The organism is Pseudomonas bharatica, from assembly GCF_048586865.1.
Taxonomy (GTDB): domain Bacteria; phylum Pseudomonadota; class Gammaproteobacteria; order Pseudomonadales; family Pseudomonadaceae; genus Aquipseudomonas; species Aquipseudomonas bharatica.
The window spans coordinates 149,964-174,426 of record NZ_JBMAWR010000003.1 but is presented as its reverse complement, the minus strand read 5'-3'; the positions used below and the strand labels follow the sequence as shown (position 1 = coordinate 174,426).

20 protein-coding genes and 1 pseudogene are annotated in these 24,463 nt (G+C 65.2%); 12 read left to right on the top strand and 9 right to left on the bottom strand.

Going from position 1 to position 24,463, the window contains the following annotated elements; genetic code table 11:
• Positions 1-45: 45 nt before the first annotated feature.
• Entirely contained in the window at positions 46-816 is a 771-nt protein-coding gene (gene map, locus ACKLLE_RS05765; protein ID WP_420057156.1) for a type I methionyl aminopeptidase, read from the bottom strand.
• The gene (locus tag ACKLLE_RS05760; protein WP_064302814.1) at positions 813-1,067 is read right to left on the bottom strand and encodes a ParD-like family protein; all 255 of its coding nucleotides are present in this window, start codon (positions 1,065-1,067) and stop codon (positions 813-815) included. Before ACKLLE_RS05760 ends, map begins: the two co-directional genes overlap by 4 nt.
• Positions 1,068-1,231: 164 nt before the next feature.
• Between ACKLLE_RS05760 and ACKLLE_RS05755 the strand changes: the two genes are divergently transcribed.
• The 8 genes from ACKLLE_RS05755 (at position 1,232) to ACKLLE_RS05720 (ending at position 9,680) form a co-directional block, all read left to right on the top strand.
• Complete coding sequence (locus tag ACKLLE_RS05755; RefSeq protein ID WP_081263153.1) at positions 1,232-1,849, top strand: CDP-alcohol phosphatidyltransferase family protein; 618 nt, start codon at positions 1,232-1,234, stop codon at positions 1,847-1,849.
• Between the two features lie 11 nt (positions 1,850-1,860).
• Positions 1,861-3,615, top strand: a complete 1,755-nt coding sequence (locus ACKLLE_RS05750; RefSeq protein WP_420057154.1) for a bifunctional alpha/beta hydrolase/class I SAM-dependent methyltransferase — start codon at positions 1,861-1,863, stop codon at positions 3,613-3,615.
• A complete protein-coding gene (locus ACKLLE_RS05745) occupies positions 3,615-4,934 on the top strand; it encodes a phosphatase PAP2/dual specificity phosphatase family protein (protein WP_420057153.1) in 1,320 nt (439 codons plus the stop codon). Before ACKLLE_RS05750 ends, ACKLLE_RS05745 begins: the two co-directional genes overlap by 1 nt.
• Positions 4,931-5,386, top strand: a complete 456-nt coding sequence (locus tag ACKLLE_RS05740) for a hypothetical protein (protein WP_009401614.1) — start codon at positions 4,931-4,933, stop codon at positions 5,384-5,386. Before ACKLLE_RS05745 ends, ACKLLE_RS05740 begins: the two co-directional genes overlap by 4 nt.
• Positions 5,387-5,397: 11 nt before the next feature.
• On the top strand, positions 5,398-6,021 hold the full coding sequence (locus tag ACKLLE_RS05735) for a lysophospholipid acyltransferase family protein (RefSeq protein ID WP_064302817.1): 624 nt from the start codon (positions 5,398-5,400) through the stop codon (positions 6,019-6,021).
• Position 6,022: 1 nt separating this feature from the next.
• A complete protein-coding gene (locus ACKLLE_RS05730; protein WP_420057152.1) occupies positions 6,023-6,955 on the top strand; it encodes a phosphatidate cytidylyltransferase in 933 nt (310 codons plus the stop codon).
• 225 nt (positions 6,956-7,180) lie between these two features.
• Entirely contained in the window at positions 7,181-8,101 is a 921-nt protein-coding gene (gene hpaD, locus ACKLLE_RS05725; protein ID WP_009401618.1) for a 3,4-dihydroxyphenylacetate 2,3-dioxygenase, read from the top strand.
• 280 nt (positions 8,102-8,381) lie between these two features.
• Positions 8,382-9,680 carry an NAD(P)/FAD-dependent oxidoreductase gene (locus tag ACKLLE_RS05720; RefSeq protein ID WP_420057151.1) on the top strand — a complete coding sequence of 433 codons (1,299 nt, stop codon included), beginning with the start codon at positions 8,382-8,384 and terminating at the stop codon, positions 9,678-9,680.
• Positions 9,681-9,791: 111 nt separating this feature from the next.
• Here the strand turns inward: ACKLLE_RS05720 and ACKLLE_RS05715 are convergent, their stop codons facing one another.
• From ACKLLE_RS05715 to ACKLLE_RS05685, 7 genes and pseudogenes are all read right to left on the bottom strand, one after another.
• Complete coding sequence (locus tag ACKLLE_RS05715; protein ID WP_376699756.1) at positions 9,792-10,202, bottom strand: methyl-accepting chemotaxis protein; 411 nt, start codon at positions 10,200-10,202, stop codon at positions 9,792-9,794.
• A 135-nt stretch (positions 10,203-10,337) separates the two neighbouring features.
• Positions 10,338-11,018, bottom strand: a pseudogene (locus ACKLLE_RS05710) (PAS domain-containing protein); the annotation flags it as partial.
• A 149-nt stretch (positions 11,019-11,167) separates the two neighbouring features.
• Positions 11,168-13,702 (bottom strand): EAL domain-containing protein, encoded by a 2,535-nt coding sequence (locus tag ACKLLE_RS05705; RefSeq protein ID WP_420057150.1) that lies wholly within the window; start codon positions 13,700-13,702, stop codon positions 11,168-11,170.
• Positions 13,703-13,877: 175 nt separating this feature from the next.
• Complete coding sequence (locus ACKLLE_RS05700) at positions 13,878-14,210, bottom strand: hypothetical protein (RefSeq protein WP_420057149.1); 333 nt, start codon at positions 14,208-14,210, stop codon at positions 13,878-13,880.
• Positions 14,211-14,273: 63 nt separating this feature from the next.
• Positions 14,274-15,326 (bottom strand): NADP(H)-dependent aldo-keto reductase, encoded by a 1,053-nt coding sequence (locus ACKLLE_RS05695; protein WP_420057148.1) that lies wholly within the window; start codon positions 15,324-15,326, stop codon positions 14,274-14,276.
• A gap of 9 nt (positions 15,327-15,335) precedes the next feature.
• On the bottom strand, positions 15,336-16,667 hold the full coding sequence (locus tag ACKLLE_RS05690; protein ID WP_420057147.1) for an LLM class flavin-dependent oxidoreductase: 1,332 nt from the start codon (positions 16,665-16,667) through the stop codon (positions 15,336-15,338).
• Positions 16,664-17,914 carry an acyl-CoA dehydrogenase family protein gene (locus ACKLLE_RS05685; protein ID WP_420057145.1) on the bottom strand — a complete coding sequence of 417 codons (1,251 nt, stop codon included), beginning with the start codon at positions 17,912-17,914 and terminating at the stop codon, positions 16,664-16,666. The genes ACKLLE_RS05690 and ACKLLE_RS05685 overlap by 4 nt, the downstream gene beginning before the upstream one ends.
• 363 nt (positions 17,915-18,277) lie before the next feature.
• On the opposite strand from ACKLLE_RS05685, the gene ACKLLE_RS05680 reads away from it, so the two are divergent.
• From ACKLLE_RS05680 to ACKLLE_RS05665, 4 genes are all read left to right on the top strand, one after another.
• A complete protein-coding gene (locus ACKLLE_RS05680; protein WP_420057144.1) occupies positions 18,278-19,810 on the top strand; it encodes a sugar ABC transporter ATP-binding protein in 1,533 nt (510 codons plus the stop codon).
• Complete coding sequence (locus ACKLLE_RS05675; protein ID WP_420057143.1) at positions 19,803-20,822, top strand: ABC transporter permease; 1,020 nt, start codon at positions 19,803-19,805, stop codon at positions 20,820-20,822. Before ACKLLE_RS05680 ends, ACKLLE_RS05675 begins: the two co-directional genes overlap by 8 nt.
• A 25-nt stretch (positions 20,823-20,847) precedes the next feature.
• A complete protein-coding gene (locus ACKLLE_RS05670) occupies positions 20,848-21,903 on the top strand; it encodes a substrate-binding domain-containing protein (protein WP_420057141.1) in 1,056 nt (351 codons plus the stop codon).
• A gap of 170 nt (positions 21,904-22,073) precedes the next feature.
• A complete protein-coding gene (locus tag ACKLLE_RS05665) occupies positions 22,074-24,461 on the top strand; it encodes a TonB-dependent receptor plug domain-containing protein (RefSeq protein WP_420057140.1) in 2,388 nt (795 codons plus the stop codon).
• The last annotated feature ends 2 nt before the right edge of the window (positions 24,462-24,463 follow it).

Here is a 24,463-nt window from a genome sequence, read left to right as displayed (position 1 = left end):
GTGTCAGGTCAGGCCCAACTTCTGGCAAGCCAGCGCCTACAAAGGTTAGCGGCGGTCCTCAGGCCAGGTGGTGAGGACCTCGAACCCATCATTGGTCACCACCACCATATGCTCCCATTGCGCCGACAATGAATTGTCCCTGGTGACCACCGTCCACTGGTCCGCCAGGGTCTGGGTCTGGCGCTTGCCATAGTTGAGCATCGGCTCGATGGTGAAGATCATCCCTTCCTTCAGGCGCATACCATAGCCACGCTGGCCGAAATGCAGGATCTGCGGTTCGCCATGGTAGACCTGCCCGATGCCATGTCCGCAGTATTCGCGGACCACGCTGAATCCGGCGCCCTCGCCCACCGACTGGATGGCGTGGCCGATATCGCCCAGGGTCGCCCCCGGCCGCACCACGCGAATCCCCGCCCACATGGCCTCGAAGGTCACGTCGATCAAGCGCTGGGCTTCGGCACTGACCTTGCCCACGGTGTACATGCGGCTGGTATCGCCATACCAGCCGTCCTTGATCACTGCCGTGTCGATATTGACGATGTCACCTTCGTTGAGCACCCGTGCCGACGGAATGCCGTGGCACACCACCTCGTTGACCGAGACGCAGAGGGTCTTGGGGAAACCGTGGTAGCCGACGTTGGCCGGGATGGCCTTCTGCACGTTGACGATGTAGTCGTGGCAGATGCGGTCCAGCTCATCGGTGCTGACCCCGGGCTGGACATGCGGCTTGATCATCGCCAGCACATCGGCGGCCAGTTCGGCGGCGATGCGCGAGCGGGCGACCTGCTCGGGGGTATGCAGGGTGATGTTTCTCAATGCTGGGCCTCCAGGACACGTGGGTTCGAGGCGCCGTCGAGGGCGCAGACCTGCCTGATATCGAGGCCGCCCTGCTGTTCGGCCTGGATCAGCAGACGGCAGATTTCGTTGTGGTTCAGGTCGGGATGCAGCTCGGCGAGCATGCCGATGCGCATCCAGTGTTCGGCCTGGGCATTGATCGAGCGACTCAGGGCACTACTGGCGACGCGAAGGCTCTCATGCATGCTTTCAGAGATCTTTACGATACCCATGGACATTTCCTATATGAAACGCAGACGAATCGTATACTACCCGAAAATTTGCGCTGGGTAACATTTCCCGCTTGAAGCCCTGTACGGCGCTTCGCTGGAAAAGCACAGTTTCGCGCTTACGCTTTATCGATAGCCCGGTCACGCATCTGCTCAAGGAAGTTCAAGTGCCATCGATCTACCAGCTCAAACCCCGCTTCCAGGCGCTGTTGCGCCCGGGTGTCAGCCGCCTCCATGAGCGCGGCGTCACCGCCAACCAGGTGACCCTCGTCGCCGCCCTGGTCTCCGTACTGCTCGGCGTGCTGCTGGCCTGGGGCGCTTCCCATGCGTGGCTGTTCGCCCTGCTGCCGCTATGGATGCTGCTGCGCATGGCGCTCAACGCCGTGGACGGCATGCTCGCCCGGGAGTTCGGCCAGCAATCGCGCCTGGGCGCCTACCTCAACGAACTCTGCGACGTCATTGCCGATACCGCGCTGTACCTGCCCTTCGCCCTGCTGCCCGGGGTCTGGCCGCTGCTGGTGGTACTGGTGGCGGTGGCCGCGCTGGTCAGCGAATACGCCGGGGTCATGGGTCCGCTGGCCGGGGCGTCGCGACGCTACGACGGCCCCATGGGCAAGAGCGACCGTGCCTTCGTCTTCGGTGCCCTGGGCCTGGCAGTGGCCTTCGCCATCCCGGCTGCCTGGGTCAACGGCGTGCTGCTGGTGGTCCTCCTGTTGTGCCTGTTCACCCTCTATAACCGGGTTCGCCAAGGTCTGGCAGAAACCCGCGAATTCCCTGCTGGATAAGGATATGTCCCATGCGCCAGGCGCACTCATCGCATTTCACCACCCACGACGGCGTCGAACTGTTCTACCGCCACTGGCCGGCGCAACGCGAGCCGGGGCAGGCCAGGAAGGCCGTGGTCATGTTCCATCGCGGCCATGAACACGGCGGCCGCATGGCTCACCTGGTAGATGAACTGGACCTGCCCGACCACGACTTCTTCGCCTGGGACGCCCGCGGCCACGGCCAGTCCCCGGGTACCCGCGGCGACAGCCCGGGCTTCGCCCACAGCGTGCGCGACGTGCAGACCTTCATTTGCCATATCGGCGACCAGCACGGGATTCCCGAAACGGATATCGCCGTTCTCGCCCAAAGCGTCGGCGCCGTGCTGGTGGCGACCTGGGCCCATGACTACGCGCCCAAGGTGCGCTGCCTGGTGCTGGCCTCGCCGGCCTTCGATATCAAGCTGTACGTGCCCTTCGCCCGCCCCGGTCTCAAGGCGCTGCGCGCCTGGCGCGGCAATTTCTTCGTCAACAGCTACGTCAAGCCGCAGTTGCTTACCCATGATCCGGAGCGGGTGCTGAGCTACCGCAGCGATCCGCTGATCACCCGGCCGATCTCGGTGAACATGCTGCTTGGGCTGTACGATGCTGCAGACCGGGTGGTGGCCGACGCCCAGGCGATCCAGATCCCCACGCAACTGCTGATTTCCGGGGCCGACGTGGTGGTCCGGCGCAAGCCGCAGGAAGATTTCTTCGAGCGCCTTGGCACCCTGCACAAGGAAAAGCACATCCTCCCCGGCTTCTTCCACGACACCCTCGGCGAGCGCGATCGCGGCCATGCCCTGGCACGGATCCGGCGTTTCGTCCGCCAGTGTTTCCAGCAGCCCGCGCAGCGCCCGAGCCTGCTCGACGCCGACAGGCAGGGCGCCAGTTGCGCCGAGGCCGAGAGCCTGGCTGCGCCGTTGCCGAAATACTCGCTGCGCAACCTCTACTGGCAGGCCACCCGCGCCTCGCTGCGCCTGGGCAAGGGGCTGTCCGAGGGCATCAAGCTGGGCTTCGACACCGGTTTCGATTCCGGCAGCACCCTCGACTACGTCTACCGTAACCAGCCCGCCGGCAAGGGCAACTTCGGCCAGTTGGTGGACCGCAACTACCTCGACGCCATCGGCTGGCGCGGCATCCGCCAGCGCAAGCTGCATGCCGAGGAACTGCTGCGCCTGGCCATCGCCCGCCTGCGTGAACAAGGGCGGGCGGTGCATATCGTCGATATCGCCGCCGGCCACGGGCGCTACATTCTCGAAGCACTGGAAGGGCTGGAACAGCGTCCCGATTCGATCCTGCTGCGCGACTACAGCGAGCTGAACGTCAGCCAGGGCAGCGCGCTGATCGAGGAGAAAGGCCTGGGCGATATCGCCCGCTTCGTGCGTGGCGACGCCTTCGACCGGGCGTCCCTCGCCGCCCTCGATCCACGGCCGAGCGTGGCGGTGGTGTCCGGGCTGTACGAGCTGTTCCCCGACAACGACCTGATCCGCGCCTCCCTCGGCGGCCTGGCCGATGCCGTCGAAGACGGCGGCTACCTGGTCTACACCGGCCAGCCGTGGCACCCGCAATTGGAGATGATCGCCCGCGCCCTGACCAGCCATCGCGACGGTCAGCCCTGGGTCATGCGTCGGCGCAGCCAGGCGGAGATGGACCAACTGGTCGAGGCCGCCGGCTTCCGCAAGCTGGAGCAGCGCATCGATGAGTGGGGCATCTTCAGCGTCAGCCTGGCCCGGCGGGTACGTTGATGCAGGTCTCGCGCGAACCGGGGCTGATCAAGCGCGGTGTGCTCTGGCTGCTGTTGCTCGGCCCGCTGTTCTTCCTCAGCTATGGCCTGAGCAACAGCTTCACCGCCGGGCGCAACGACGTCGGCACGCTGGTCTTCGACTGGGAACGCCACATTCCCCTGTGGTCGTGGAGCATCGTGCCCTACTGGTCCATCGACCTGCTCTACGGCCTGTCCTTCCTGCTCCCGCGCAATCGCCGGGAAATGGACCTGCACGCGCTGCGCCTGCTCAGCGCCCAGCTGATCTGCATCGCCTGCTTCCTGCTCTGGCCGCTGCGCTTCACCTTCGAGCGCCCGGAACTCGCTGGCGCATTCGGCTGGCTGTTCGATGTGCTGATGGGCTTCGACAAGCCTTACAACCAGGCGCCATCCCTGCATATCGCCCTGCTGGTGATCATCTGGGCGATGTTCGCCCGGCATACCCGCGGGGCCTGGCTACGTGGCCTGATGCATGCCTGGATGGCGCTGATCGGGCTGTCGGTACTGACCACCTGGCAACACCATTTCATCGACCTCCCCACGGGTGCCCTGGCCGGTTTCCTGTGCCTGTGGCTGTGGCCCCGGGAAGGCGAGTTGCCATTGCGCCTGGCGCGCCTGCAATCGTCGCGACGGCGTCTCGGCCTGGCCCTGCGCTACGGCCTGGGGGCCGGACTGCTCGCAGCGCTGGCCTTCACCTTGAAAGGCTTCTGGCTCTGGCTGTTGTGGCCCGGTATTGCGCTGCTGATGGTGGCGCTGAACTACGCCGTGTTCGGCGCTGCCGGCTTCCAGAAAGGGGCCGATGGCAACCTGTCCTGCGCGGTACGCTGGCTGCTGGCACCCTATCTGGCGGCAGCCTGGATCAATTCACGCCTGTGGACCCGCCGTCACCCGCAGGCCGATGAGGTCTGCGCCGGCGTCTGGCTCGGTCGCCTGCCCGCCCGGGGCGAGGCCACGGCCTTCTCCGGGGTAGTCGATCTGTGTGCCGAACTGCCGATGACGCCCGCCCCTGGCCAGCACTATCGCAGCCTGCCCAGCCTGGACCTGGTGGTAGCGGACGCCGCGCTGTGCCGCGAGGCCGCAGCGACCATCGAAGCCTTGCGCGCCCATGGCCCGCTGCTGGTCTGCTGTGCCCTGGGCTACTCGCGCAGCGCCAGCGCGGTGGCGGCCTGGCTGGTACTCAGCGGCCGCTGCGCGGATATCGACGCGGCCGAGGCGCTGATCCGCCAGGCCCGGCCCGGCGTGGTGCTGTACCCGGCCCACCGCCGCGTGCTGGAACGCTTGCACCCGGGAGCCTGTCCATGAGCGAAGAACCGCAACTGGCCCTGACTGCGCGCTTGCTGGAGCGCGGTCGGCAGATCGAAAGGCTGTCCGACGGCATCAGCCTGCTGGCCCTGGGTTTCGGCCTGGCGCCGCTGCTGCTGGCGCCCCGTCATCCCGGCCTGACCAGCACGCTATGTGCCTTGCTGCTGATCCTTGGGCTGGCGCAGAAGTACCATGCCCTGCGCGTGGCCCTGGATGCCGAATTGATCGGCGCCCTGGCCAACGATGCCGGACGCTTGGGCAGCCGCACCCGGGCCCTCGACCAGGCCCTGTACGAACTGGGCCTGAAACGCGGCGTGGCCGAGCGCGACTGGCTGGCCCGTTGTCGCGGCGCCTTGCGTCTGTTGCGCCGGCAAGGCATCTGTTTCGCTGTACAAGTGTCATTGGCGTTGTCGGGGCTGCTGATCCTGCCCTGGCTTCCACCGGCTGCATAAAGGACGCACCCATGCTCGCTACATTCACCGCCTTCCTCATCACTTCCTTCGCCCGCCTGGTCACCGGGGCCCGTGCCCTGTGGCTGGGCTGCAGCCCGCTGCCGATCCAGCGCCTGTATTTCGCCAACCACAGCAGCCACGGCGACTTCGTGCTGATCTGGGCGTCCTTGCCGGAAACCCTGCGCCGCCGCACCCGCCCGGTGGCCGGGGCCGATTACTGGCTCAAGCCCGGGATCCGCAGTTTCCTGATCCGCAAGGTGTTCAACGGCGTGCTGCTGGACCGTCAGCGCAGCGAGCCCGAGGCCGATCCGCTGCTGCCCGTGAAAGAGGCCCTGGCCCAGGGTGATTCGCTGATCTTCTTCCCGGAAGGCACGCGCAACCTCGGCGACGAGCCCTTGCTGCCGTTCAAGAGCGGGCTGTTCCACCTGGCCCGGGCGCAACCGGACATCGAACTGGTACCGGTGTGGATCGCCAACCTCAACCGGGTCATGCCCAAGGGGCGCACCCTGCCCCTGCCGCTGCTGTGCACCCTGAGCTTCGGCGAGCCGCTGCAACTGCAGGCCGACGAGAGCAAGCAGGCCTTTATCGAACGCGCCAGCCATGCCCTGCTGGCCCTGGCCCCGAAGGAGGTCTGACATGCACGCTTCCGCCTGGCCACTGTTCGCCGGCATCGGCGCCCTGCTCCTGCTTGCCAGCCTGATCGGCCGCGCCTTGAAATGGCGCGCCGGCCCCGGCCCACACGTGGTGATCGATAACTTGAATGCACGTATCGACGCCTGGTGGGTGATGGTCCTGATCATCGGGCTGGCGTTCATCTTCGGCAAGACCGGGGTGATCGTGTTGTTCTACCTGGTGTCGTTCTACGCATTGCGCGAATTCATCACCCTCACCCCGACCCGGCGCAGCGACTATCCGGCGCTGGTGCTGGCGTTCTACGTGGCGCTGCCGGTGCAGTACCTGCTGATCGGCTTCGACTGGTACGGGCTGTTCAGCATCTTCATTCCGGTGTACCTGTTCTTGTTGTTGCCGATCCTGGCCAGCTTCGGCGGCGATACCACGCGTTTTCTCGAACGCGCGTCCAAGGTGCAGTGGGGGCTGATGATAGCGGTCTACTGCCTGTCCTCGGTGCCGGCACTGATGACCCTGGACATCCCCGGCTTCGAGGGGCGCAACCTGCTGCTGATCGCCTGGCTGATCCTCGTGGTGCAGATCAGCGACGTGTTGCAGTACGTCTGCGGCAAGTTGTTCGGCAAGCGCAAGGTCGCACCGTCGCTCTCCCCGTCCAAGACCCTGGAAGGCCTGGTCGGCGGCGTGGCCCTGGCCACCCTGGTCGGCGCCGCGCTGTACTGGATCACGCCGTTCAGCCCCTGGCAGGCGGCGCTGATGGCCCTGGTGGTGAATATCATGGGCTTCTTCGGCGGCCTGGTGATGTCGGCGATCAAGCGCGACCGCGGGGTCAAGGACTGGGGCCACATGATCGAGGGCCACGGCGGCATGCTCGACCGGATGGACTCGGTGTGCTTTGCGGCGCCGATCTTCTTCCATTTCGTCCGGTATTGGTGGGCATAAGCGGCCTGCCACTGGTGGCCCCCAGCCACCCGTGGCAAGCTGGGTCAAGTGCTTGGCAGAGGAAGGCAAGCGGTGACGCGGGTGACCGTGTCCAATGGGCAGCCCGCATTTCCCGAGTCCGGGACGGGCCACAAGAGCCAGCCACTGGCCGATGGTGCCTGCGTGCCAACGTCCCGATAATTGCCGCGCCCCGCCAGGAGGGCGTCTGCCACCAGGAGTACCGTCATGGGCAAACTTGCTCTGGCTGCCAAGATCACCCACGTTCCGTCCATGTATCTTTCCGAGCTGCCCGGCCCACGCCAGGGGTATCGCCAGGCCGCGATCGATGGCCACAAGGAGATTTCCCGGCGCTGCCGCGAACTGGGGGTCGACACCCTGGTGGTGTTCGACACCCACTGGCTGGTCAACGCCAACTACCACATCAACTGCAGCCCGCATTTCAAGGGCACCTACACCAGCAACGAGCTGCCGCACTTCATCGCCAACATGGACTACGAAGTGCCGGGCAATGCCTTGCTGGGCAAGCTGATGGCCGCCGAGGCCAACCGCCTCGGCGTCGAGACCATGGCCCACGACGCCACCAGCCTCGGCCCGGAATACGGCACCCTGGTACCGATGCGCTACATGAACGAAGACCAGCACTTCAAGGTCGTCTCGGTTTCCGCCCTGTGCACCTCGCATTACCTCAACGATAGTGCGCGCCTGGGCTGGGCCCTGCGCAAGGCGGTGGAGGATCACTACGAGGGGACCGTCGCCTTCCTCGCCAGCGGTTCGCTGTCGCACCGTTTCGCCCAGAACGGCCAGGCCCCGGAATTCGCCGACAAGGTCTGGAGCCCGTTCCTGGAAACCCTCGACCACCGCGTGGTGCAAATGTGGGAAAACGCCGAGTGGGACGACTTCTGCACCATGCTTCCGGAATATGCGGTCAAGGGCCATGGCGAAGGTTTCATGCATGACACCGCCATGCTTCTCGGCGCCCTGGGCTGGTCGAAGTACGATGGCAAGGTCGAGGTGGTCACGCCTTACTTCGGTTCGTCGGCGACCGGGCAGATCAATGCGATCTTCCCGGTGACCCCGCAGGATGGCTCGGCGATTCCGGCGGCGCAGGCGTCTTCGGGGCAGTTGGCGGCGGTTGGCCGGTTGTAATCCAGATCCAAGGGCCTCATCGCCGGCAACGCCGGCTCCCACAAGGTTCGGTGTCATGCCCGGATTCAGTGGCTCAGAACCCTGTGGGAGCCGGCGTTGCCGGCGATGAGGCCATCAAATCCAAAAGATCCTCTCCGGCAAGATCTCCACTTCTCTTGGCAGCCCCGATCAAATCCCCCGGCAACCTGAGTCAAGCACCTACCGATCGTTAGGCATTTAATGCAAAGTGTAACAAGCGCCACGGTCGCCCCTGCCCAACTCCAATTATTCAGGCCGCCCCATGATCAACGTCGAAACGCCCACCTACTACTCCGCCACCAAGAAGTACAACCTCGCCTTTCCCACCCTGGAAGCCGATATCGAAGCCGACGTGGTGGTGATCGGCGGTGGTTTCTCCGGCATCAACACCGCCCTGGAACTGGCCGAGAAAGGCATCACCAATATCGTGGTGCTGGAAGCGCGCTACCTGGGCTTCGGCGGCACCGGGCGCAATGGCGGGCAGATCATGGCCGGCATCGGCCACGACCTCGAGAAAATCCGCAGCAGCGTCGGCGAACAAGGCCTGCAGCAGATCTTCGAAATCAGCGAGCTGGGCGCCGGGATCATCAAGGAGCGAATCGCCCGGTACAACATCGATGCCGACTTTCGCCATGGCTACGGCTACATGGGTTTCAACGCCCGGCAGGCCCGCACCCTGCGCAACTGGGAGCAGGAGTTCAAGAAGGTCAATACCAAGGATGAAATCCGCTTCCTCGGCGGTTCCGAGGTCAAGCAGATCATTGGCTCCGACGCCTACAGCAGCGCCCTGCTGCACATGGGTGGCGGCCACGTGCATTCGCTCAACCTGCTGCTCGGCGAAGCCCAGGCCCTGGTGAGCCACGGCGTGCGCATCTTCGAACACAGCGCCGCCCTCGAAGTGCGCTATGGCGACACCATCACCGTGCGCACCGGCCGCGGGTCGGTGAAGGCCGCCAAGCTGCTGTGGGCCTGCGACAGCTTCCTCAACAAGCTGGAGCCGGAACTGCACAGCCGTACCATCAACACCTACGCCTTCCAGTTGATGACCGAGCCGCTTTCCGACGAGTTGATCCAGCGCATCAGCCCGATCCGCGGGGCCTACAGCGATATCCGCCCGGTCATCGACTACTACCGGGTGACCAACGAAAACCGCCTGCTGTTCGGTGCCGCGACGCCCTTCATCGAGCACATCCCCAACGACCTCAAGGCCTGGAACCGCGCCTTGATGCTGAAGATCTTCCCCTACCTCAAGGACGTGAAGATCGACCTCGCCTGGGGCGGCCCGATGGCCACCAGCGCCAACCTGTTCCCGCAGATCGGCACGCTCGGTGGTCGGCGCAATGCCTTCTATGTGCAGGGCTACTCCGGTTTCGGGGTGACCCCGAGCCATATCGTCTGCAAGATCCTCGCCGAAGGCATGGCCGAGGGCTCCAGCCGCTACGACCTGTTCAGCTCGGTGAAGCATGCGCGGATCATCGGCAAGGACCATTTCCGCCCGGCGATCCTCACGGCGGCGAAGACGCTGCACCAGTTATCCGGGTTCTTCAACGGCAGGCGTTGAAGCTCTTGGTTGTTGCTGAGGGCCTCATCGCTGGCAACGCCGGCTCCCACAGGGCCGTGTGCACCGCCGAACCTGTGGGAGCTGGCTTGCCAGCGATGAGGCCCTCCAGGTTCACACCGATAGCTGATTGGTAAACTGCCCCACCGCGTTCACCACCTTCTGCGCGCCGTCCTGGATCTCGACGATCACATTGCCCGCCTGGGCCGATAGCTCCAGGCCCTGCTCGGCCCGGGCCTTGCCTTGCTCGATGATGCGCACCGCTTCCTCGGCCAGCTTCTGGTTCTGCGTGACCACATCGACGATTTCCTCGGTGGCCTTGGTGGTGCGCGACGCCAGCTGCCGCACTTCGTCGGCGACCACCGCGAAGCCGCGGCCCTGCTCCCCTGCCCGGGCCGCCTCGATCGCCGCGTTGAGCGCCAGCAGGTTGGTCTGGTCGGCAATGCCGCCGATGCTCTTGACGATGCTGCCGACGATCTGCGACTGCTTGTCCAGCGCCGCGATGCCCTCCACGGCAGCCGCCATCTGCACTGCCAGGCCCTGGATCACCTCTACGGTTTCCTGGATCACCACGCTGCCGCGGCGGGCACTGTCGTCGGTGTGCTGCGAGGTGGTGAAGGCGATTTCCGCAGCCTTGGACACGGCGATTTCACGGTTGACCTGGTCGGTGATCACCGTGGCGAACTTGACGATCTTGTACAGCCGCCCATGGGCATCGGAGATCGGGTTGTAGGTCGCCTCCAGCCAGACCACCTGGCCATGGCTGTCGATGCGCTTGAAGCGGTCGGCGATGAATTCACCGCGGCGCAGCTTGTCCCAGAAGCGCTCGTACTGCGGCGAGGCGACTTCGGCAGGATCGCAGAACACCCGGTGATGCTGGCCCTTGAGGGCCGCCAGCGTATAACCCATGCCCTGCAGGAACCGCTCGTTGGCGGTCAGCACATTGCCTTGCAGGTCGAATTCGACCACGGCGGTGGAACGCTGCAGGGCCTCGATCAGGTTCTCGCGCTCACGGGACGACTCGATGGTGCGGGTCAGGTCGTTTGCATACAACGAGATGTAGTTGACCTGGCCGTTGCGGTCCTTGATCGGCTGGACGATGGCGCGCAACCAAGCCTCGTTGCCATTGCCGCGCTTGAGCTGCAAGGCCCCGGCCCAGTGCTCGCCGCTCTGGATCGCGCGCTTCATCAGGTTGAAGTGGTTGGTGCCCTGGGCATACTCCGGAACCAGGCCGAACAGGACCTTGCCCTCCACCGCAGCGGCGGAGTACTGCATTTCGCCGAGGAAATTGGCATTGGCCGAAAGAACCTGGCCCTGGGAGTTCAACTTGAGAAAGAGCATCTCGCGGTCGAGGCTTTCCTTGACCTGCTCGAGGGATGAAAGCCGGTCCTGTGCCTCTGCCAGTTCCTGCTTGAGCCGCCGATACGCTGGAAACATGAGGGATTACCTCCAAGAGTGCGAAAGTGTGAGCAGCTTGCCCGATCAATGCGTCAATACTTCATCATCCAGGCTTCCAGGTCGTGCGCCGGGAGCGGCTTCGACAACAGGTAGCCCTGGACGACGTGATACCCCTGGTCCTTCAGAATCCGGTACTGGCCGTGTTGCTCGACCCCTTCGGCCACGACTTTCAGGTGCAGGCTATCGCCGATGCGCATTACTGCGTCACTCAGCGCCCGGCTGGTTTCGTCCGCTTCCAGATCCAGCACGAAACTGCGATCCAGCTTCAGTTCCTGTATCGGCAGCTTGCGCAGATAACTCAAGCTCGAATAACCGGTACCGAAGTCGTCCATGGCCAGGCGGATGCCCCGGGCATTGAGCTCATGCAGGACCTTCATGGTCCCGGGATTGGTATCGAGCAGCAGGTTCTCGGTGAGTTCGAGGGTCAGGTCCGTGGCAGCCAGGCCGTGCTGGTCGAGGACGTTGCCGATCATTGCGGCCAGGTCCAGGTTATGGAAGTTGCTCGGTGACAGGTTCACCGACACCGCAGGAATGTTCAGGCCCTTGCGCCGCCATGCCGCCAGTTGCCGGCAGGCCTCGCGCAAAGCCCAGTGGCCCAGCTCGGTAATCAGCCCGCACTCCTCGGCCAGCGGGATGAAGCGCGCCGGCGAGACCACACCGAAGGTCGGGTGGGTCCAGCGGGCCAGGGCCTCGACGCCATAGACCTGGCCGTCTTCGATGGTCACCTGGGGCTGGTAATGCAGTTGCAGCGAGCCCTGCGCGATCGCCTCGCGCAACGCGCTTTCCAGGGCCTGGCGCTCCTGGGCCAGTTCGTCGAGCTCGTGGCTGAAAAAGCTGAACCGCCCGCGCCCGGCACTCTTGGCCTGGTACATGGCCATGTCGGCGCGGTGGATCAGGCTGCTCATATCGTGGCCGTCGCGCGGATACAGGCTCACGCCGATACTGGCCGAGGGCGAGAAACAGGAGCCGGCGATCCGGCACGGCTGGGAAATCGCCTGGCGGATCTCCTCGATGGTGTCGTTGACCCGCTCGCTGTCGCAATCGGGCAGCACCACCACGAACTCGTCGCCGGACAGGCGGCCGACGATATCGTTGCTATTGCGGTTGGCGCCCAGGCGCTGGGCTACCAGCTTGAGCAGTTCGTCCCCCGCCGGATGCCCCAGGGAATCGTTGATCTGCTTGAAGCGATCGAGATCGATGAACAGCACCGCCAAGGCCGTCCGGGTACGCCGCGCCTCGATCAAGGCATGGTCGGCATTGGCGTGCAGCAGGCTGCGGTTGGGCAGGCGGGTCAGGCTGTCGTAGAACGCCAGTTGGCGAATGCTCTCGCGGTTGGCCTCGCGCTCCATGGCCACGGCACACAGCGGCAGGACCACCTCGACGATCTGCTGGTGGAGGACCGAAGGCGTGCGGTGCTCGCCATAATAAAAGGCCAGGACGCCGATCGCCGCCCCCTTGGCGCTCTTGATCGGAATCGACCAGGCGCTGCTGATACCCAGCGCCCTGCACTCGTCGCGGATCGGTGTCCAGTGCGGATCGCTGGCGATGTCCCGGGCAAAGACCATTTCGCCACGGCAGGCGGCCACACTGGACGAGCCGATGCCATCGCGGATCGGCATGCCCTCCAGCAGTTGCCCGTAGCGCTCGGAAAAACCCGGTGCCGCCAGCGGGTGCATGGCGCCGTCCTCGTCGACCTGGATCACCGCGGCGCGGACCTCGGGCGCCATGCGCCGGATTTCGCTGCACAGCAGGTCCATCACCGACGCCAGGGGCATTTCCCGAACCATGGCGTCGAGAATGCAGTGCTGCAGCACCTGATGGATCTTCGAGGCGGTGATATCGGTGAGCACGGTCACGGTATGGGCCAGTTCGCCATTGGCCCCGGCCACCGGGTTGATCGCCACGTTGCACCAGATGCGCTCGCCGCCCTTGACCTGCAACAACTCCTCGACCTGGCACGAGCGCCCGCCGCGCAAATCGCGCTGCAACCCCACCAGCCGCTGCGGTGGCAGATCCGGCACCAGCAGTTGCGCCGGCTGGCAGTCGGCGATCTCCTCCAGGTGGTAGCCGAACAGCTTTTCGAAGCCTTTGTTCAGGTACACCAGCCTGCCGCTACCGTCGGTGATGAAGATCGCGTTGTCGGTCTGGTCGGCCACCAGCGACAACAGCTTGGTGCGCTTGCGCTCCTTGCGCTGCTCGGTCACGTCCTTGACGAAGGCGGTGTAGAGAATCTGCCCCTCGGTCTCGACCCGCGAGATCGACATCGAACCCCAGCGCTGGCTGCCGTCCTTTTTGTGGATCGGCACGTCGCGGGTAGTGCCGACGATCTTGTTGACCCCGGTACGGCGATTGCTATCGACATAACCGTCATGTTTGCTGCGGATATTCTCCGGTACCAACATGCTCACATTATTGCCGAGCACTTCTTCGCGATGAAAACCCCACAACTTTTCCGCGGCACCGTTGAAGAGGATGACGCGGTTATCGCTATCGATCACAACAACACTGTCGATGGCTTGTTCCAGGGTATGAACGAAGATCTCAGAAAGATTCCGGGTAGTGGACATCAAGTCGATCCGAACGCAACTTGTTGAAAGCGGCCAAAGCGCTACGAAGCCATGCAGCAAAGCGCTGCATGACCAAGCGTAGAGCCTCTGGGGCCGGGAGGTGAGCGACTGGCGCGGGGCATAGCTTACGCCGCGATATGGCGCTTAGCCATTACTCGGCAAGATATTATTCGGATTATTTTCCGGCGCCGGGAAACTGGCGAAAGGACAAACGATTAATCAAAACTTCGTTTTTAAAATAATTGATCTGGATCAATGAATATTGGATGGACTGTGCTAGTGCCGATTTAATAAAACTGACAACAACAATACTTCTGAACACCGCGTACCCTGTGGGGTACATCGCCGGATCCAGGGTGAGGCTGATGGCCTCATCGCTGGCAAGCCAGCTCCCACAGGGTGCTGGGTCAGCCGCAGCATTCGTGCCCGGGGCGGACCTTGTGGGAGCTGGCTTGCCAGCGATTGCGGTAATGAATTCACCATCGCAATCGCGGGTGAACCCGCCCACAGGGTATGCGTCGTGCTCTGGAACTGTTGTTCGCCCCCCACAGCGCCCGTGACCGGCTTGCGCTCAGGGCGCCGGATTGGGAATCCGTTGGTGAACAGCCTGAAGCTGCCCACGCAGCTCGTCACCCAGCACCACATCCAGCGCCCCCAGGTTCTCGCGCAACTGCGCCAGGCTGGTCTGTCCGGTCAGCGCACTGGCAACGAACGGCTTGTCGATCACCGCCGCCAGCGCCAGTTGGGCCGGGGTCAGCCCATGCGCCCGGGCAATCTCCACATAATCTGCGATGGCCGCCTGGGCCGATGGACTGTCGTAGCGATTGAAGGTGCGGTACAGCGACGATAACCGCGAACCCGCCGGTCGCGCGCCGCCCAGGTACTTGCCGGTCAACGCCCCGAAGGCCAGCGGCGAGTACGCCAGCAAGCCGATGCCTTCCCGGTGACCGAACTCCGACAATCCGCCCTCGTACAGACGGTTCAGCAGGCTGTAGGGATTCTGCACACTGACAATCCGCGGCAAACCCAAGCGTTCGCTCTGCTTGATGAACTCGGCAACACCCCACGGCGTTTCATTGGAAACGCCGATATGCCGCACCTTGCCCGCCTGCACCTGCTCGGCCAGCACCGCCAGGGTTTCCTCGATGGCAGTGCTTTCGGGATCGTCCTGCCACGCGTATTCGCGCTGGCCGAAGGTGGTGGTGCGACGATCCGGCCAGTGCAGTTGATAGAGATCCAGATAGTCCGTGCCCAGGCGTTGCAGGCTGCCCTCCAGCGCCTCGACGATATTGCGCCGGTCATGCCGGCTGAGGCCGCCACGAATATGCGGCTGCGGCGCCTTCTCGCTGGACGGTCCGGCGATCTTGCTCGCCAGGATCACCTCGTCGCGCCGCCCGCTGGCCGCCAGCCAGTTGCCGATGTAGCGCTCGGTGGTACGCCAGGTTTCGGCGTTGGTCGGCGTGGGGTACATCTCGGCGGTGTCGATCAGGTTGACCCCGGCGGCCAGCGCCAGCTCGATCTGCTGGTGCGCCTCGGCCTCGCTGTTCTGATGCCCCCAGGTCATGCTGCCCAGGCCAAGCACGCTGACCTGGAGTTCACTGTTGCCCAATTGGCGGTAACGCATGCTGGATCCCTAGCGTGAGTATCGATTCTGCGGAAACGGCAACCCGAGGTGCTCGCGCAGGGTGCTGCCGCTGTATTCATGACGGAACAGGCCGCGCCGTTGCAGCAGCGGCACCACCTCGTCAACGAAGTGTTCGATGCCGGACGGAAACACGTCCGGCATGATGTTGAAGCCGTCGGCGGCATGGGCCTGGAACCAGGTGTCCAGGCTGTCGGCCACCTGCTCCGGGGTGCCGACCAGTAGGCGGTGACCGACCAGGATGCGCCGCGACAACTGGCGGATGCTGAGGTTTTCCTGGCGCGCCAGGTTCAGTTGCGCCTCAAGGAAACCCTGGGAACCGCGCTCGAAATCCGCCACTTCGCCAATCCGTGCCCATGGCAGCGGTCCGTCCGGGTCCAGTTCGCTGGCCGCCAGCCCGAAGCGCGCCGCCACCCGCTCCAGCAAGCCTTGCTCGCCATGCCAGGCGTTCAACTCGTCGAAGCGCGCCCGGGCCTCGGCCTCGGTACTGCCGATTACCGTGGCCAGGCCGGGCATGATCTTCAGGTCGTCGGGGTTGCGTCCCCAACGCACGGCGCGCGCCTTGATATCGCGATAGAAACGCTGGCCGGCATCAAGGGTGGTCTGGGTGGTGAAGATCACCTCGGCATAGCGTGAGCCCAGGACCTTGCCCGGCTCCGACGACCCGGCCTGCACCAGCACCGGCCGCCCCTGCGGCGAGCGCGGTACGTTCAGCGGCCCCTGCACCGCGAAATGCTCGCCGACGAAGTCGATGGCGCGGACCTTGGCCGGATCGGCGAAACGCCCGCCCGCCGCATCACCGATAATCGCGCCATCCTCCCAGCTGTCCCACAGCTTGAGCACCACCTCGAGAAATTCCTCGGCCCGGGCATAGCGTTCGGCATGGCCTGGCACCCCGGGCAGGCTGAAGTTGCGCGCGGCCTCGTCGCTGGCGCTGGTCACCAGGTTCCAGGCGGCGCGGCCCTGGCTGACATGGTCGAGGGAGGCGAAGCGCCGGGCGGTGCCGAAAGGATCGTTGTAGGTGCTGGCCGCCGTGGCGATCAACCCGATCCGCCGGGTCACCGCTGCCACGGCGCTGAGCAGCACCACCGGGTCTAGATGGCCCACCGGCTGGCTCGCCGGATCACCGCTCAAGGCTGACCAGTCGGCAAGAAACAGCGCATCCAGGCAGCCACGCTCGGCGATACGGGCGATGTTCTGGTAATGGGCGATATCCAGATGGGCCGTCGCCCCCGCCTCCGCCTTGCGCCATGCCCCCGGATGAGCGCCGAAGCCGAGGACGTTCAGGCCGAGGCCGATATGTCCCCCACGACGATTGCTCATACCGCACTGGCCTCGTCGCGCACGCCGTTGCCGGCGCTTTGCTGGGCCAGCCAGGCCTGGTCCGGGGTCACGCCGTTGAGGTGGTAGTTGCCCAGCACGCGCTCGCGGTAGATCGCCGGGTTGTGCGAAGCCAGGGTGCGGGCATTGCGCCAATGACGGTCGAAGCGCCGGGTTTCGCTGGTGGCAGACGCGCCGCCAACCTCGAACAACAGCGTGGTGGCTTCCAGCACCTGGCCGATAATGATCTGCTGGGCCTGGAACGCGGCCACTTCCGCCTCGGTGTAATGATGTTCCTCGGCATAGCCGCCCTGCTCCGCATCGAACACCTGCTGCACCTGCTCGGCCGCCGCCAGCACCTGGGTCTGCGCCGACCACGCCAGGCTGGACAGCCGGCCGATCACCCGCTGCACCAGCGGATCATCCTTGGGACTGGCCTCCCCAGGGAAACCGAAAGCCCGGGTGCGGCCTTTCACGAACGCCGTGGCATCGCGCAGCACGGCCTTGGCGATCCCGGCCAGGGTGGCGAGATGGAACAGTTGGTAATAGGCGGTCAGGTAGGATTCGGCGCGCACTTCATCAGGCTTGTAGCGGCGGATCACATGCTCGTTGGGCACGCGCACGGCATCGAAGCGGGTGGTACCGCTCCCCGTCAGGCGCTGGCCGAAGCCATCCCAGTCGTCCACGACAGTAACGCCCTCGGCCGCCACCGGCAGCGCCACGCTGACAAAATCATCGCCGGCCAGGGCCACGGCGGCGATCCAGTCGGCATACACGGTGCCGGTGGAGTAGTACTTTTCGCCATCCAGGCGCCAGCCAGCCTGTTCATTGCCGGGCTCCAGCGGGCTCAGCGCCACCGTGATGCCGGTAGTACCGCTGCGCTCGGCCATGGCCGCGCCCCACAGTTGCCGGTCCACCACCTTGCCCAGCCAATGCGCCTGGGATACCGGGTCGCGACTGGACAGGCGGCCTTCGACGAAGCCGAAATGGGCGCGGAAGATCTGCGGCAGGTTGGAGTCCGCCGCGCCCAGTTCGATCAGCAGGCGAAACAACTGCGGGATGCTCGCACCCAGCCCGCCCAATGCCTGGGGCACCCGCAAGGCCCCGAAACCGGCCTCGCGCAGCCAGCGCACCGCCTCGAAGGCCAGTTCGCGTTGCTGCTCGCGGTGCACGGCGGTTTCGGCAATCCGCTGGAAACTTTCGGCAAAGCGCTGTTGCAGGGTTTCGTAACTAACGGCAGTGGAACTCATGATGCGTCCTTTCATTGGGCAGGGGACCGAGGCAAATAAAAAGTGCGGGCCGCTTAATTGAAAAATAAAATTCAAGGTTATTGAGCAAGCACAATAGCAAGCGACATGCCATGCCCTCCCGATCGCCCTAACCCGATGATTTCCATGACCTGTACGGGAATTTTAATAACTGGATCGCCGGTACTTATGCTTGTGCCGCACGTCAGCCTGTTATCTTCAAGACACTTTGTTGATCAACTGTTCACTGCCAAACAGTTGACCGATTGCATATAACCGAAAAACGTTTTCCATACGATCTGGCTATTTGATTTTTACTCGACCAGTGAATTTAATCGCCACCATTCATTAGTTCAGGATGTTCTTATGAAACTTCCACAGGCGCTGGTCGAGTTGCGCGCCTTGAGCAAGGACTTCGGTGCCCAGCGCGCGCTCGACCGAGTGGACTTGCAGCTCTTCCCAGGCGAAGTGGTGGCACTGCTCGGCGCCAATGGCGCGGGCAAGTCCACCCTGGTGAAGATCCTCGCCGGCAGCCAGCCTCACGACCGCGGCGAACTGTGCGTACAGGGTACGCAGCAACGCTTCGACTCGCCGCTGGCAGCACGCCGGGCGGGGATAGTTGCGGTGCACCAGCATGTCGACGACGGCATCGTGCCGGGCCTGAGCGTGGCGGAAAACCTGATGCTCGACGAGCTGTGCCAGGCGCAGGCAAGTCCCTGGGTGCGGCGCAGTGACCTGCACCAGCGGGCAGCAGCCATCGCGGCCGGGTTGAACCTCGATTTGCCTTTGCACGCGCCCATCGAACAGCTCGGCCAGGCCGAACGCCAACTGGTGGTGCTGGCCCGTGCCCTGGCCCTGCAACCGCGCCTGCTGATCCTCGACGAACCCACGGCGGCACTGTCTGCGGCCGAGGCGCAGCGGCTGTTCGAGCTGATCGGGCAACTGCGCCAGCGCGGCGTGGCGATCCTGTATATTTCCCATCGCCTCGCGGACCTGCAATGCATCGCCGAACGTGCACTGGTCCTGCGCGATGGCCGGCTGGTCGGCGAATTCAACGCGCAACAGTTGCCGCAGGCCATCGAGGCGATGCTCGGCGTGGCACTCGACCCGCTGCGCTTCGTGCCGCGCCTGCCGGGCCGCGAAGTGCTGAGCCTGCGCGACGTGCGCCTGCTGCCGCAGTCGCGGGCCTTCGACCTGACCCTGCACGAAAACCAGGTGGTAGCCTTGACCGGCCTGCTCGGCGCCGGCAAGAGCGAGATCGCCGAAACCCTCTTCGGCCTGCGCCGCCCTGCCGCCGGCAGCCTGCACCTGGACGGCCAGCCGTGGCAGCCGCGTTCGCCCCGGGACGCGATCGATGCCGGGGTATTCCTCGCCGTGGAGGACCGTGCCGCTGGCTCCCTGGTGCCGGGCTTTTCCCTGCGCCGGACCCTGACCCTGCCTTTTCTCCAGCGATTCAGCCGCGGCGGCTTTATCGACCGCCGCGCCGAGGCCGCAGCCGTCACCACGCAGGTCAGCGAGCTGGGGATCAAGACCGCTGGCATCGACGCACCAATGGCCAGCCTCTCCGGCGGCAACCAGCAAAAGGTGGTGATCGGCCGCTGGCTGCTGCAGGAGGCGCGCCTGCTGATCCTCGACGAACCCTTCCAGGGCGTCGACATCCGCGCCCGCCGCGAGATCGGCCAGTTGCTGCGCAACGGCGCCGGCCAGCGCGCGACCCTGGTGATCTGCACCGATATCGACGAAGCCCTGGAGATCGCCGACCGCATCCTGGTGGTGCGGGATTTCGCCGTGGTCGCCGAATACTCCCGCACCGACCTGAGCCGCAATGCCCTGGTGGCCGAACTGGCCGGGAGCGCTCCCCCGACACCGCAAACGCCAAGGAGTACCGTGCGTGCCTGATTCGCTATCCCGCTCTCTGCAGCCTGCGCCCCGGCGCTGGCTGGACGCCCTGATCCACTATGGCCTGCTGCTGTTGCTGGGCCTGATCGTAGTGCTGTTCAGCCTGGTCGAACCGGCGTTCGTCCAGGTCAGCAACCTGTTCATCATTCTCCAGTCGGTGTCGATCGTCGCCCTGCTCGCCCTCGGCGTGACCCTGACCATGGCCGTCGGTGGCCTCGACCTGTCCATCGGCGCGGTGGCGGCCATGAGCCTGATGATCGCCAGCTACGTGATGGTGGTGCTGGACTGGGGCCCGCTGCCTGCCATCGTCATCAGCCTGGCCGGCGCCGCGCTGGTCGGCCTGCTCAATGGCTGGCTGATCGTACGCATGGGCATCCCGGACATCCTCGCCACCCTGGGCAGCATGTTCCTGGTGATCGGTGTGCAACTGATACCCACCGGCGGGCGCTCCATCGCCGTGGGCATGACCCTGCCCGGCGGCGAGGAAACCGAGGGCGTGTTCAGCCCGGCGTTCCTCGCCCTGGGCCGCGGCCGCTTGTGGGACATGGTGCCGGTCCCGGTGCTGGTCACCGCCGTGCTGGCCCTGGCGGTCTGGCTGTTTCTCGAACGCACGCGGATCGGCCGGCTGTTCTACGCCATCGGCGGCAACGAACAGGCGGCGCGCCTGGCCGGTGCCCCGGTGCAGCGCTACAAGCTGCTGGCCTATGTGCTTTCGGCCCTGCTCGCCTCGGTCGGCGGCCTGCTCCTGGCGGCGCGGCTCGGGCGCGGCGATGTCAGTTCCGGCAACGGCCTGGTGCTCGACGCCCTCGGCGCGGCGCTGATCGGCTTCGCCGTGCTCGGCGCGAAGAAGGCCAACGCCTTCGGCACCCTGGCCGGCGCCGTGCTGATCGCCACCTTGCTCAACGGCCTGACCATGCTCAACGCGCCTTACTACGCCCAGGACTTCGTCAAGGGCCTGGTCCTGATGCTGGCCCTGGTCTTCACCTTCGGCCTCGCCCGGCAGACCCGCTGACTTCTTCGACTTGCAAGGACCACCCATGACCGCATCACCCAAGCGTTTCGTTCGCCACCTTCTCGCCGCAGTACTGCTCGTCAGCCTGGGCTGGCAAGCCCAGGCCAAGGGCCTGCCCGGCGCCCCCGCGCCCTTCGACAAGGGCGAGGTGCAGATCGCCCTGGTCGGCTACCTGTTCTCCGGCGACTTCCCCGAGGCCTACCTGCAAGGCGTGGAAAAACAGGCCGCCGCCCTCGACGTCAAGCTGCGCATCTTCGACGCCCGGCAGCAGGCGGCCAGCCAGCGCGAGATGATCGAGCGGGCCATCGACCTTGGCGTCGACGGCATCATCGTCCAGCTGGGGCTGGCGGAAACCCTGCGCGACTCGGTAGACAAGGCCGTGGCCAAGGGCATCAAGGTGGTGGCCTTCGATGTCGACCTGAACAACCCCAGGGTCACCCAGATCGAACAGGACCACCACGCCATCGCCCAACTGGCCCTGGACAGGGCGCTGCAGGACAACGGCCCGGCGTTCAATGCCGGCTACGTCTATATCGGCGGCTTCACCCCGATGGAGCGCCGCGACGAGATCTGGCGCCAGGTCAAGGCGGCCAACCCGGGCATCGTCGAAAAGGCCCGTTTCGGCACCCTCAACCCGCCCATCGCCAACTCGGTGGCCGACCAGGCCAGTGCCGTGCTGCGCGCCAACCCGGATATCAACGTGATCTTCGCGCCCTTCGACGAGTTCGCCAAAGGCGCCAAGATCGCCGTGGACGAAGCGGGCCGCGCCGCGAAGATCAGGATCTACAGCGCCGATATCTCCACCGCCGATATCCAGATCATGAAGGAGCCCGACAGCGCCTGGACCGCTACCGCCGCGATCAATCCGCAGGTGGCCGGAGCCATCAGCGTGCGCAGCCTGGCGATGCTGATCGCCGGGGAAGACCCGGGCCGGCGCCTGCTGGTGCCGCCGACCCTGATCAGCCGCCAGCAGCTGCTTGACCTGGATGTGAAGAACGTCCGCGACCTGGCGCGCAAGGTGCCCGCCTTCGGCGACAGCGCGGCGATTGCCAGCCCGGCGTGGATTCCAAAGGTGGACTGAGACCCGAACCCTGAACACTTGCGTGCAACGCCTCTGCCATACAGCGGCGCCTCCCCGCTTCGATCGCACTTTCAATCAAAACTAAAAAACGGCTGCGGTACTGCCCTGCCCGGCAACTTCCAAGGTTGCCGGTCGTGGGTGCTATTGCCTGCCGTCCAAGGAGCGCTGCCATGCAACACCGCCAACTTTCATTACTTGCACTTGCGATAACCTCCGCACTCTTTCAATTGAACGCCCGGGCTGAAGACAGCGTGCCGACCGGCGAAGACGCCAGGCGCCTGGACACGGTGCTGGTCACCGGCACCCGCGGCACGGCGCGTACCGTGCTGGACTCGCCGGTACCGGTGGACGTGCTCACGGCTGCCGACCTCAAGGCCACCGGCGCCAGCAACGGCGAACTGGGCCAGGCCCTGCAGACCCTTCTGCCGTCGTTCAGCATGCCGCGCCAGTCCAACTCCGGCGGTGCCGACCATATCCGCGCCGCGCAACTGCGCGGGATGAGCCCGGACCAGGTGCTGGTGCTGGTCAACGGCAAGCGCCGACACACCTCGGCGCTGGTCAACGACTCGTCGAAGATCGGCCGCGGCACCGCCCCGGTGGACTTCAACTCGATCCCCATCAGCGCAATCAAGCGCATCGAAGTGCTGCGCGACGGAGCCGGGGCGCAGTACGGTTCGGACGCCATCGCCGGGGTGATCAACATCATCCTCGACGACGCCCCGGAAGGTGGCGAGGTCTCCACGACCTACGGCGCCTACCACACCCACCAGGATGCCATCGGCCGCACCACCACCGATGGCCAGAACAGCATGACCACGGCCAAGGGCGGCGTACGCCTGGGCGAGGACGGCGGCTTCGTGCGCGGCGGTGCCGAGTACAAGGAACGCAACCCGACCAACCGAGCCGGCTTCGACGGCTTCGCCGACACCCCGGGCCAGCGCAACTACGTGATGGGCGACGGTTCGGCGCGGGACGTCAACCTGTGGTTCAACGGCTCGCTGCCCCTGGGCGAGCACGAGCTGTACTCCTTCGGCACCTGGAACGAGCGCCACTCCACGGGCGCGCAGTTCTACCGCTACCCCTACGAGCAACCGCAGTTCTACCCCAACGGCTACCTGCCGCAGTCGCTCGGCGTCAACCAGGATCTCTCCGCCACCGCCGGTTTCAAGGGCCTGCTGGGGGATGGCTGGGACTTCGACAGCAGCCTGACCCATGGCCGCAACCGCTTCGAATCGGCCAGCCGACGGACCCTGAACGTCAGCCTCGGCGCCGACTCGCCGACCCGTTTCGACACCGGCGACTACGAGCTGCGCCAGACCACCGCCAACCTCGACTTCAGCCGCGAACTGCGCCTGGCCGAGCGCTCCTTCGTGCTGGCCGTGGGTGGCGAATACCGCTACGAGAACTACCTGACCACTGCCGGCGACCCGGCGTCGTACTTCGGCAGCGGCGCCGATGGCGCCAACGGCCTGCGCCCCAGTGAAGAAGCGGACCTGGACCGCAAGGTGTTCGGCACCTATGCCGAGCTGTCCGGCGACCTCAGCGACCGCCTGTTCGTCGATGCCGCCACGCGCTGGGAACGTTACGACGATGCCGGCAGCAAGCTGACCGGCAAGCTCAGCGGGCGCTATCGCCTGAACGAGCAATGGGCCCTGCGTGGCGCGGTATCGAACAATTTCCGCGCGCCGTCCCTGGCGCAGATCGGCTTCCAGCACACCACCAGCAACTTCGGCGACGGCGGCACCCTCACCGATGTCCGCGTGCTCTCGGTCAACGACCCGATCGCCCGCGCCCTGGGTGCGGAAAAGCTCGATCCGGAAACCTCGAAGAACTTCAGCCTCGGCGTTACCGCCCAGCTCAGCGAGCGCTTCGATGCCTCGCTGGACGTGTTCCGCATCGACGTGAAGGACCGTGTCACCCTGTCCCAGCGCATCGGCAGCGACGCCCTGGAGCAGTACATCAACGACACCTTCGGCGTGGCCGGGGTGCATGACGTCAACTTCTTCACCAACGCTGCCGATACCCGCACCGATGGTGCGGAGCTGGTGCTCAACTATCGGCAGCCGTTCTACGACGGCGAACTGGCCCTGACCGGTGCCTACACCTGGAACCACACCAAGGTGACCAAAACCAAGGGCACGCCTGCACAGCTCACCGCCCTGGGTATCGGCAACGATGCGTTGGTCGGTGTCGAGGAGCGCAACACCCTTACCGACGCCGCGCCCAAGGACCGCTTCGTCGTCTCGGCCAATTGGACCAGCCAGCACTGGGGCCTGCTCGGCCGCCTGACCCGCCAGGGCGAGACCACCCGCGTCTTCGATTTCGGCGACAGCCAGCCGGAGCAGACCTATGGTGCGGTGTGGCAGCTGGATGCGGAGGTGCAGTACAAGTTCACCCCGACCTTCGATATTGCCGTGGGCGGCAACAACCTTACCGACAACTATCCGGAGCGCTCCGGGTCGGAGATCAACTATGGGGGTAACTTGCCCTATGACGTGCTGTCGCCGATCGGCACCAACGGGGCTTATTACTATGCCCGGGTGACCTACGGGTTCTGACA

What these genes read in the sequence shown, in the direction of transcription:
- ACKLLE_RS05760 (WP_064302814.1), bottom strand. Translation starts at nt 1,067, where the DNA reads ATGGGTATCGTAAAGATCTCTGAAAGCATGCATGAGAGCCTTCGCGTC.
- ACKLLE_RS05750 (WP_420057154.1), top strand. Translation starts at nt 1,861, where the DNA reads ATGCGCCAGGCGCACTCATCGCATTTCACCACCCACGACGGCGTCGAA.
- ACKLLE_RS05745 (WP_420057153.1), top strand. Translation starts at nt 3,615, where the DNA reads ATGCAGGTCTCGCGCGAACCGGGGCTGATCAAGCGCGGTGTGCTCTGG.
- ACKLLE_RS05740 (WP_009401614.1), top strand. Translation starts at nt 4,931, where the DNA reads ATGAGCGAAGAACCGCAACTGGCCCTGACTGCGCGCTTGCTGGAGCGC.
- ACKLLE_RS05735 (WP_064302817.1), top strand. Translation starts at nt 5,398, where the DNA reads ATGCTCGCTACATTCACCGCCTTCCTCATCACTTCCTTCGCCCGCCTG.
- ACKLLE_RS05730 (WP_420057152.1), top strand. Translation starts at nt 6,023, where the DNA reads ATGCACGCTTCCGCCTGGCCACTGTTCGCCGGCATCGGCGCCCTGCTC.
- hpaD (WP_009401618.1), top strand. Translation starts at nt 7,181, where the DNA reads ATGGGCAAACTTGCTCTGGCTGCCAAGATCACCCACGTTCCGTCCATG.
- ACKLLE_RS05720 (WP_420057151.1), top strand. Translation starts at nt 8,382, where the DNA reads ATGATCAACGTCGAAACGCCCACCTACTACTCCGCCACCAAGAAGTAC.
- ACKLLE_RS05715 (WP_376699756.1), bottom strand. Translation starts at nt 10,202, where the DNA reads ATGGCGGCTGCCGTGGAGGGCATCGCGGCGCTGGACAAGCAGTCGCAG.
- ACKLLE_RS05705 (WP_420057150.1), bottom strand. Translation starts at nt 13,702, where the DNA reads ATGTCCACTACCCGGAATCTTTCTGAGATCTTCGTTCATACCCTGGAA.
- ACKLLE_RS05695 (WP_420057148.1), bottom strand. Translation starts at nt 15,326, where the DNA reads ATGCGTTACCGCCAATTGGGCAACAGTGAACTCCAGGTCAGCGTGCTT.
- ACKLLE_RS05690 (WP_420057147.1), bottom strand. Translation starts at nt 16,667, where the DNA reads ATGAGCAATCGTCGTGGGGGACATATCGGCCTCGGCCTGAACGTCCTC.
- ACKLLE_RS05685 (WP_420057145.1), bottom strand. Translation starts at nt 17,914, where the DNA reads ATGAGTTCCACTGCCGTTAGTTACGAAACCCTGCAACAGCGCTTTGCC.
- ACKLLE_RS05680 (WP_420057144.1), top strand. Translation starts at nt 18,278, where the DNA reads ATGAAACTTCCACAGGCGCTGGTCGAGTTGCGCGCCTTGAGCAAGGAC.
- ACKLLE_RS05670 (WP_420057141.1), top strand. Translation starts at nt 20,848, where the DNA reads ATGACCGCATCACCCAAGCGTTTCGTTCGCCACCTTCTCGCCGCAGTA.
- ACKLLE_RS05665 (WP_420057140.1), top strand. Translation starts at nt 22,074, where the DNA reads ATGCAACACCGCCAACTTTCATTACTTGCACTTGCGATAACCTCCGCA.